This is a genomic window from Pseudoalteromonas sp. C8, assembly GCF_011378685.1.
GTDB lineage: Bacteria > Pseudomonadota > Gammaproteobacteria > Enterobacterales > Alteromonadaceae > Pseudoalteromonas > Pseudoalteromonas arctica.
This window is the reverse complement of sequence record NZ_WTKT01000021.1, coordinates 70,719-79,078: the sequence shown is the minus strand read 5'-3', so window position 1 is coordinate 79,078 and position 8,360 is coordinate 70,719. Positions and strand designations below refer to the sequence as shown.

General features: G+C 36.5%; 9 protein-coding genes. 4 read left to right on the top strand and 5 right to left on the bottom strand.

Annotation, left to right across the window (positions count from 1 at the left end; genetic code table 11):
• Nucleotides 1-41: 41 nt before the first annotated feature.
• Together GQR39_RS17470 and fadR are read right to left on the bottom strand one after the other, a co-directional pair.
• On the bottom strand, nt 42-647 hold the full coding sequence (locus GQR39_RS17470; RefSeq protein ID WP_007378637.1) for a peroxiredoxin C: 606 nt from the start codon (nt 645-647) through the stop codon (nt 42-44).
• A 364-nt stretch (nt 648-1,011) separates the two neighbouring features.
• Nucleotides 1,012-1,725: a fatty acid metabolism transcriptional regulator FadR gene (gene fadR / locus GQR39_RS17465; protein ID WP_004335692.1), complete on the bottom strand. Its 714-nt coding sequence runs from the start codon at nt 1,723-1,725 to the stop codon at nt 1,012-1,014.
• 544 nt (nt 1,726-2,269) lie between these two features.
• Between fadR and dsbB the strand changes: the two genes are divergently transcribed.
• Together dsbB and GQR39_RS17455 are read left to right on the top strand one after the other, a co-directional pair.
• On the top strand, nt 2,270-2,788 hold the full coding sequence (gene dsbB, locus GQR39_RS17460; RefSeq protein WP_007584117.1) for a disulfide bond formation protein DsbB: 519 nt from the start codon (nt 2,270-2,272) through the stop codon (nt 2,786-2,788).
• Nucleotide 2,789: 1 nt separating this feature from the next.
• Entirely contained in the window at nt 2,790-3,092 is a 303-nt protein-coding gene (locus GQR39_RS17455; protein WP_010553884.1) for a DUF6170 family protein, read from the top strand.
• 24 nt (nt 3,093-3,116) lie between these two features.
• On the opposite strand, the gene GQR39_RS17450 is transcribed toward GQR39_RS17455, so the two are convergent.
• On the bottom strand, nt 3,117-3,413 hold the full coding sequence (locus tag GQR39_RS17450; protein ID WP_024589927.1) for a helix-hairpin-helix domain-containing protein: 297 nt from the start codon (nt 3,411-3,413) through the stop codon (nt 3,117-3,119).
• Between the two features lie 313 nt (nt 3,414-3,726).
• Here GQR39_RS17450 and GQR39_RS17445 point away from each other — a divergent pair, with 313 nt between their 5' ends.
• Nucleotides 3,727-4,044 (top strand): YebG family protein, encoded by a 318-nt coding sequence (locus GQR39_RS17445; RefSeq protein WP_007584105.1) that lies wholly within the window; start codon nt 3,727-3,729, stop codon nt 4,042-4,044.
• A 275-nt stretch (nt 4,045-4,319) separates the two neighbouring features.
• Here the strand turns inward: GQR39_RS17445 and putP are convergent, their stop codons facing one another.
• The gene (putP, locus tag GQR39_RS17440; protein ID WP_101217622.1) at nt 4,320-5,798 is read right to left on the bottom strand and encodes a sodium/proline symporter PutP; all 1,479 of its coding nucleotides are present in this window, start codon (nt 5,796-5,798) and stop codon (nt 4,320-4,322) included.
• Between the two features lie 332 nt (nt 5,799-6,130).
• On the opposite strand from putP, the gene GQR39_RS17435 reads away from it, so the two are divergent.
• A complete protein-coding gene (locus GQR39_RS17435) occupies nt 6,131-7,357 on the top strand; it encodes an HDOD domain-containing protein (RefSeq protein ID WP_007584100.1) in 1,227 nt (408 codons plus the stop codon).
• 262 nt (nt 7,358-7,619) lie between these two features.
• Here the strand turns inward: GQR39_RS17435 and GQR39_RS17430 are convergent, their stop codons facing one another.
• Nucleotides 7,620-8,351 carry a VacJ family lipoprotein gene (locus GQR39_RS17430; protein ID WP_007585858.1) on the bottom strand — a complete coding sequence of 244 codons (732 nt, stop codon included), beginning with the start codon at nt 8,349-8,351 and terminating at the stop codon, nt 7,620-7,622.
• Between the last annotated feature and the right edge of the window lie 9 nt (nt 8,352-8,360).

Sequence of the window (8,360 nt, the reverse complement as noted above, 5' to 3'; positions counted from 1 at the left end):
TAGCCAATTGGCGGTTTTTTTATTTAAAACTAAGGGCTAAATTATAGCTCGCCTTCGTTTTCAGATAAGAACTTAGCAACGCCTTCAGGGCTTGCGTCCATACCTTTTTTACCTTCAGTCCAACCGGCAGGACATACTTCACCGTGCTCAGTGTGGAACGCTAGCGCGTCAACCATGCGAAGCATTTCGTCGATGTTACGACCTAGTGGTAAATCGTTCACTACTTGGTGACGTACATTGCCTTCTTCGTCGATTAAGAATGAACCACGAAATGCAACACCCGCTTCTGGATGCTCAACGTCATACGCTTTACAAATTTCGTGTTTAACATCTGCAACTAGTGCGTATTGAACTTTACCAATACCGCCGTCTGCAACAGCGGTGTTACGCCATGCGTTATGTGAGAATTGTGAATCGATAGAAACACCAATTACTTCTACGCCACGCTTTTGAAACTCTTCAAAACGCTTATCAAATGCAATAAGTTCAGAAGGACATACAAACGTGAAATCTAGTGGGTAAAAGAAGATAACTGCTTTTTTACCTTTAATTGTTTCATGAAGGTTATAGCTATCTACAATTTCACCGTTACCAAGAACAGCTGCAGCGGTAAAGTCTGGTGCCTGGCGGCCTACTAATACACCCATTTTATTCTCCAAATATTTTGAGTTTGTTTTCAATTGCTTTCGCAATGCTGGTACTTATATGGGCGCTAAAAATTAAAAACCAATAGCGCACACATATAATTAACTGGCATTCTAAAGTTATTCACTACAAAAGAACAATCGCATTTAACGATGTGAGCAATCGAAAATAACGAACACTTACAACTTGCATTAATCTGCTTGAATAATAGGTCTATTTTGAAGTGTAAATTGCGTTGTAATTAGATAGAACTTTTGACGTTACTGAAGAAGGGTTAATACATTAAATTGTTTAAAAATTCATATAATGTGGTATTAATTTTTACAGGTACAAAAAAACCTGCAAATGCAGGCTTCTCGTTTAAATTTAATCCATTATATCTGAGGGCATATCGCCTCGGATTTTTTGCCAAATCTCACCTGTTTGATGACCGTATTTACGCATCATCGAAATAGCACCATCGTGCTCTTTATTTTCTGCCAAGATTGTTAAATCTTTATAAAACTGACGAGCAAGTTCACGAGTTCCAGCATCAGAGAAGTAATGACAACCAATCTTTGAATAAAAGCCTCTAAAACCGTTGAGTATTAATACATAAATACGGTTATTACCCGCAACGGCTAATTCATGATGAACTTTGTAATCGTAGTCAGCAAATGCCTGCGCAGTGTCTTCTAGCTCATGACTTTGTGATAAAATTTCAATTACACGTTCAGGATTTAACTTAATTGCAGCACGTGTATAAATAGCACTAATATTAGTACGTGCAGATAAAAGCTGATCTGTCAGCTCTGGCATCTTGTCTTCATCTAAGCGCGCTAGTGTTTCAAGAATATTTAAGCCAGACGTCTCCCAAAAGTTATTTACTTTTGTTGGTTTACCATGCTGAATTGTTAACCAACCATCACGTGCTAAACGCTGTAATACTTCTCTCAAGGTCGTTCTTGTTACACCAATTAACTCTGAAAGTTCTCGCTCGGCAGGTAGAATTGAACCTGGAGGGAAATCGCCGTTCCAAATAGATTCAACTATATATTCTTCAGCAAATCCTGCTGGGCTTTTCGCTTTAAAAATTCTCATCCAGTTCCCACTCGAATTAATCAACACTCATCGTTTTACACGAATAACTGACTGATTGTACCAGACGAAGCATAACTAACAAGTAAAGTCAGGTATATTAATAAGCAAATGAGTAGAAATTAAAGATTAATAAATAATAAAATTTAGGTTTTTCTAATATAGCTACAATGTATAAATATACAGAGCAATATTCATTGTAGGTACATTGTAATTATTGGTATTTTTTATTTACACCATACCTAGCTGAATCAACTTAAAACACATAAGTACATTAAAAAGGAACACCTATGCAACAGAGCGTTCTAACCGCAACTTTAAAGAATTGATTAGGCAATGTACCAATGTAGTATAAGTAAGCGATATAACTAAGCTTATGTATCAATGGGAACTAAGTAGAGCGTCATGTAGCCTCTGCTGAGGCTGCATTGAGTGGTCAATAATTTCATCTTATAAAAAGCGACTTCGGTAGCTTTTTTTTCCTTTTTGTTGCCGCATACATTATCCTAGGTCATAATCTAACGTCTTATTTAAACGCGGAATTTTTATGAACTGGCTTGCCCAATTACCCACCCAACGTACCCCGTGGCTTTTATTTACAGCTATCGTTTTTTTACTTGAAGTGACCGCCCTTTTCTTTCAATACCAAATGGGATTGGCGCCTTGCATAATGTGCATATATCAACGTACAGCCGTACTGGGTCTATTAGGCGCAGGAATCGTAGGTTCGACTAAACCACAGAGCAAAGCAGTTCGTATATTAGCGTATGTAATTTGGGGTGTATCGAGTGTTTGGGGATATTTAATTGCTCGCGAGCATATTGATATGCAAACCACCACAGACCCTTTTGCATTTAGCTGTGAGTTTGAACCAAACTTCCCATCGTTTATGCCGTTACATGAATGGATACCTAGCTTTTTTCAGGCGACCGGGGATTGTGGAAATATAGATTGGCAGTTTGTTGGTTTGAGCATGCCTGCTTGGATGGAAATTATATTTGGGATTTTCTCACTAACACTATTTATTATAGTTATTGGCCGTTTATTAATTAAAAAGTCGATTTGATATGTTTACATTTTTTTCAAGCCAATTAGATGAGCTTAAACATCTAAAAGTACGCAAGCGCCAAGACGTAATAGCACTTTCTTTAAGTATGTTATCGCCAACTGATAAAGTGTTACTGCGTATTATTAAATTAATATTACTAAGTCCACTATTTTTAATATTCACGGTATTTAAAGGTTGGATATTAATCCCGTTTTTGATACTCGGCGGACTTTGCTACCCACTTTTAACAACACCTATTGAAATCAACTTTGCTAAAAAACACTTAAGCGATGCATTAAAACAATTTAATCAGGGCGCATAGCGCCCTGATTGTTATCTACTGCTATTAAAGTGAAATTTTCCCCTCTAATTTGGCTAATAGTTTTTTACCAATTCCTTTAACTTGCGATAAATCACTAACGCTTTTAAATTCGCCGTTTTCTTCACGGTAATCCACAATTGCCTGCGCTTTTTTCTTACCTATACCCGGTAGCTTAGCAAGCATATCTGCATCAGCATTATTTATACTAATTGTCTCAACTTGAGGCATTTGCTTAGTTACTTCCGATAATTGTGCATATACGGTAGTTGCAGGTAGTAAGCATAATAAGCTTATTATGAATAAATTTTTTAACGTTTTCATCAAACTTGTCCCTATTCTTCTTTTCTTAATTTTGAATGTTGCTTAGGAAAACCAAAAAGTAAGGAACTGAAAAGCTCATCATTTAAAGTGTACCTAAACGCATTATCACTATGATCCGAAATCCTGAAAATGCAGCTGGTACAACAAGTGATTGCTTAACTAAAGTAAAGTTACCGTTTTTTGTCAAATTTAAGACACCTAAAAATTAATACTTCGCGCTTGCAAATTTACGCCCAAACCATTACTGTACATAAAAACAGTAATCTAATGGTTTTTACAAACCACGGTGCCAAGCAATTTTGCAGGAGAAATCATGGCTGTTGTTGTTAAATATGTTGTAGAACGAAACGGAGTCGAGCGTATGACGTTTACTACCAAAAAAGAAGCTGATGCTTATGACAAGATGCTCGATATAGCAGAATCACTTGAGCTAATGCTAGAAAAGGTAGACGTACCGCTTAGTGAGCAACAAATTGAATCACTTGCTTTAGAAATAGCGAAAAGCAAAGATGACTTTATGACCATATTAAAGGGCGGCAAAGATCCAGTTGTTACCAAAGCGCCAGCAAAAAGTAAAAAGTCAGATAACGTTGCGTCAATTGAAGATAACAACGATAAAAAAGCAAGTTAACTCGTAGATTGCCCTCTCCTCGGACGGGACAAACTAAATAAAAAAGGGAGCAACTTAGTTGCTCCCTTTTTTATTATACCAATTCGCTTAATTAAGTGATCTATTTTGAGGGTGGAAAAACGTGTTGATAGCTAGGCAAAAAATTTGATATTTAGTTGTTCTAAATGATAATTTTTTAACGCCGGTAGCAACACGTTTAGCACCGCAAAATGATTAAGTATTATCGCGGATTGGTATTACTTACTACTCATTTTAAAATGAATAGTAATTGCTATTTAAAGCTCTTTTTCTACTTCATCAAATAAAGCAGTGATGTTTTGCTCTGGCTCTTTTGTTACTAAGCTAACAACAACAATTGCGATACTCGCTAAAATAAAGCCAGGTACTATTTCATACATAAAGCTACTTAAACTTTCACCATTAATAGTAAACGGACCATAAATCCAAACAAGCACTGTAAACGCACCTACTAACATACCAGATAAGGCGCCAGCAAAATTCATACGTTTCCAATAAAGGCTAAACAATACAAGAGGTCCAAAAGCAGCACCAAAGCCTGCCCATGCATTACTTACTAGGTCTAAAATAGAGCTATCTCTATCGTACGCTAAATAAATTGCAAACAGGGCAACAAATGCAACGCTAATTCGACCAACAGTAACTAATTCAAAGTCGCTAGCATCTTTACGTAAAAATGTTTTATATAAATCTTCAGTCAATGAACTTGAGCTTACTAGCAATTGCGATGAGATAGTACTCATGATAGCAGCCAAAATTGCAGCTAGTAAAAAGCCAGCAATAAGTGGATGGAACAATAACTCAGAAAGAATTAGGAAAATCGTTTCAGGATCTTCAACTACAATATTATTCTCATAAGTATAAGCAGCACCAAATATACCAGTACCAACAGCACCAAGGGCAGCAACAATCATCCATGTCATACCAATACGGCGAGCTTTAGGCATATCCTTAACACTACGTACCGACATAAAACGAACGATGATATGTGGTTGACCAAAATAACCTAAACCCCATGCCATTGCAGAAATAATACCTAATGCAGAGCCTGCTCCAATCCAGTTAAGCATATCTGGATTTACACTATGTAAAGTAGATTCCAGAGGTTGTTCAAGTAAAGAGTATGCAACAGTAGGCACTAGAATCAGTGCGATGAACATAATACAACCTTGCACGAAATCAGTTAAGCTAACCGCTAAAAAACCACCAAACAAAGTGTATAAAACAACGACACCCGTTGTAATGTATAAACCCACTTCATAACTTAGACCAAATGAGCTTTCAAACAATTTTCCGCCGGCTACAACACCAGATGACGTGTAAAGAGTAAAGAAGACTATAATCACAACAGCTGATACAACACGTAATAAGTTTGACTTATCATTGAAGCGATTTGAGAAGTAATCTGGGATTGTTATAGAGTCATTTGCTTTTTCAGTGTACACACGTAATCTAGGTGCAACTAACAGGTAATTTAACCAAGCACCAATCACCAAACCAATTGCTATCCATGTACTACTAAAACCAGTAACAAACATCGCACCAGGTAGGCCCATTAAAATCCAGCCACTCATGTCAGATGCACCTGCAGATAGTGCAGCAACACTTGGTGATAGATTTCGTCCACCTAACATGTAACCTGATACATCGCCAGTAGATTGCTTATATGCATATAGTCCGATACCTAACATTACAACAAAATATAATGCTAGTGAAATAATCATTCCTGTTTCCAAATTAGCCTCCGCATAATTATTAATAACAGGCTCTTGATCCGAATATTGACTCTTAAAATATTATAATAAAGACACTATTAGGATAAAAACCATTCTCGCTGACTATATCATGCCTAACAATAAAATCTCCAACTTGTTGCTTCCAGCTGATACAAAAATACTCGTGTTGAATAATTTTAAAGCGAATTGGTAAAATATAATAAATTAAATAGAAGAAACACCTTAATTTATAATGATAATTTATTAATCATGCAAATATACGTAATGCTATTTTGAATCTTTTGCCATATATTATTACAATACCCAATTACATCACTCTTACGGAACTGTTTATGTATTTTTACGCTGCACGTCAACCGATTTTAGATAGAGATAAAAAACTTATCGGTTATGAGCTTTTATTTCGTGATGGCGTTGATAACGTATTTCCCGATATAGATGGTGACGAAGCAACAACACGACTTATAGAGGGTAGCCAGTTTAATTTTGGTTTAGAAGATTTAACCGACAATAAACCTGCCTATATAAACTTCACCCTAGAAACACTATCAAAGGGTTACCCTACACTACTAGGTAAAGACACTATAGTTGTAGAAATACTTGAAACTATCCAGCCTGGTAAGCGTTTATTAGCTATCGTTAAAGATTTAAAAGATAAAGGTTACACTATTGCTCTTGATGACTATATTCATCAACCTGTATGGCGTCATTTTTACCCATTTATTGATATTATTAAAATAGACTTTTTAGCATCCGATATAGATACAATAAAAACGGTTCTAAACGATTTAAAACCGCACTCACATATTAAGTTACTTGCCGAAAAAGTAGAAACCTATGAAATTTACCAACAAGCTTTAGAGCTTGGGTTTGATTATTTCCAAGGATTTTTCTTCTCAAAACCTGAAATGGTACAAAGTAAGGCTCTACCACCATCAGAAATGGCATTAGCTGAATTACTTTACGAAACATCAAGTGTTGATATGGATCTTAAGAAAATCACTGATGTGTTTGAACGTGATGTAAACCTATCTTATAAATTACTTAGGTATTCAAATTCTGCCGCATTTGCAAGACGCGCAGAAATAAGTACCATTAAGCAAGCTCTTATAGTGCTTGGCGCCAACGAAATTAAAAAGTTATTGTCACTACTGTTTGCAGCACAAGTATCAGCAGACAAACCTGTAGAGCTAATTAGGCTATCGCTTACGCGCGCTCGATTTGCTGAATTGCTCGCTATATCCCATGGGCAGTTTAAAGATACCGGCATGGCATTTTTAACCGGTATGATGTCGCTAATGGATGCTATTTTAGATGAGAGTATGGAAAGCGTCATGAAAAAGCTTCCACTTTCTAATGATATAAAAGCAGCGCTATTAAACGATGAAGGCTTGCTAGCAAAATATTTAAACTTAGTTAAATACTACGAACAAGCAAACTGGTCAGCTGCAAACGAGCTAACGAAAGAGCTAAATCTAGGTGAAAAAGTTCCCGATGCTTATCATGAAGCGCTAGCTTGGGTTAACGAACAAATGCAGTTAGTAGTGAACGAAAAATAAACTACCTGAACTCTGGTTAAGATATTTACTAATATATTAAATCATAATGATATTTAAATTTATTTTTCTCTAGCCAGAGATTTTCAGTGAAAACAAGGCGAACTTACGCGTCAATAGTTAGCCTATTGCAAGTAAATTCAACGTAGTTAGCGCTGAAAATAACTGCTCGAGATAGATTTATTATCCAGAGTTCAGGTTAAATATATAAACAGCAAATAAAAACGCCAGCATTTAGCTGGCGTTTTTATGAGTGGCTTTTCAATTATAAACTTTCTAAAAAGTCTTCATCAAAATCAGCTGGCTCTTCTTTTATAGGTGGGTTGCCATCGTACAGCTCATAAATTTGACGCTGGAAGTAAATATCTTTTACAAATAAGTACGGATCAAGTGAATCATTTAATAACCCTTCTTGTGGGATTAATGATGCACGCGCCTCAACTGCTTTTAAAACAAACACTAGAATAGTTTGTGGAGTCGTTAGCGCAACTTCGGGTAATACAAAGTTGTCGACTACATCACCGGTCAGGTTACGTGCTGTTGTAGGACCCATGCCAGGTAGCATTAAATAAGCGCCATCACCCACGCCCCATACACCTAACGTTTGTCCAAAGTCTTCATCTACAATTTCAAGACCAAGTGAACTGGCAACATCAAAAATACCAAAAATACCAACCGTAGAGTTAACTAAAAAACGCGCTAAGCTCACACTTGCATTACCCGGCTTACCTTGCAAACCCGCATTAATCATATCCACAGGTGCTGTAATATTACCTGTAAAATTAACAATACCGTTTCTTACCGGTACAGGCGTTACTTCAACATAACCTACAGCAACTGGGCGCAATAAATAAGCATCCAGTACATCCATATTAAAGTCGTATAACGGACGATTAATACTTTGCAGCGGATCTCTGTCATCTACTTTGCTTTGTGGTACTTGAGCACACCCGGCTAGTATCAATAAACATAAAAAAGTAAAACTGTGTTTTAACATCTAACGTCC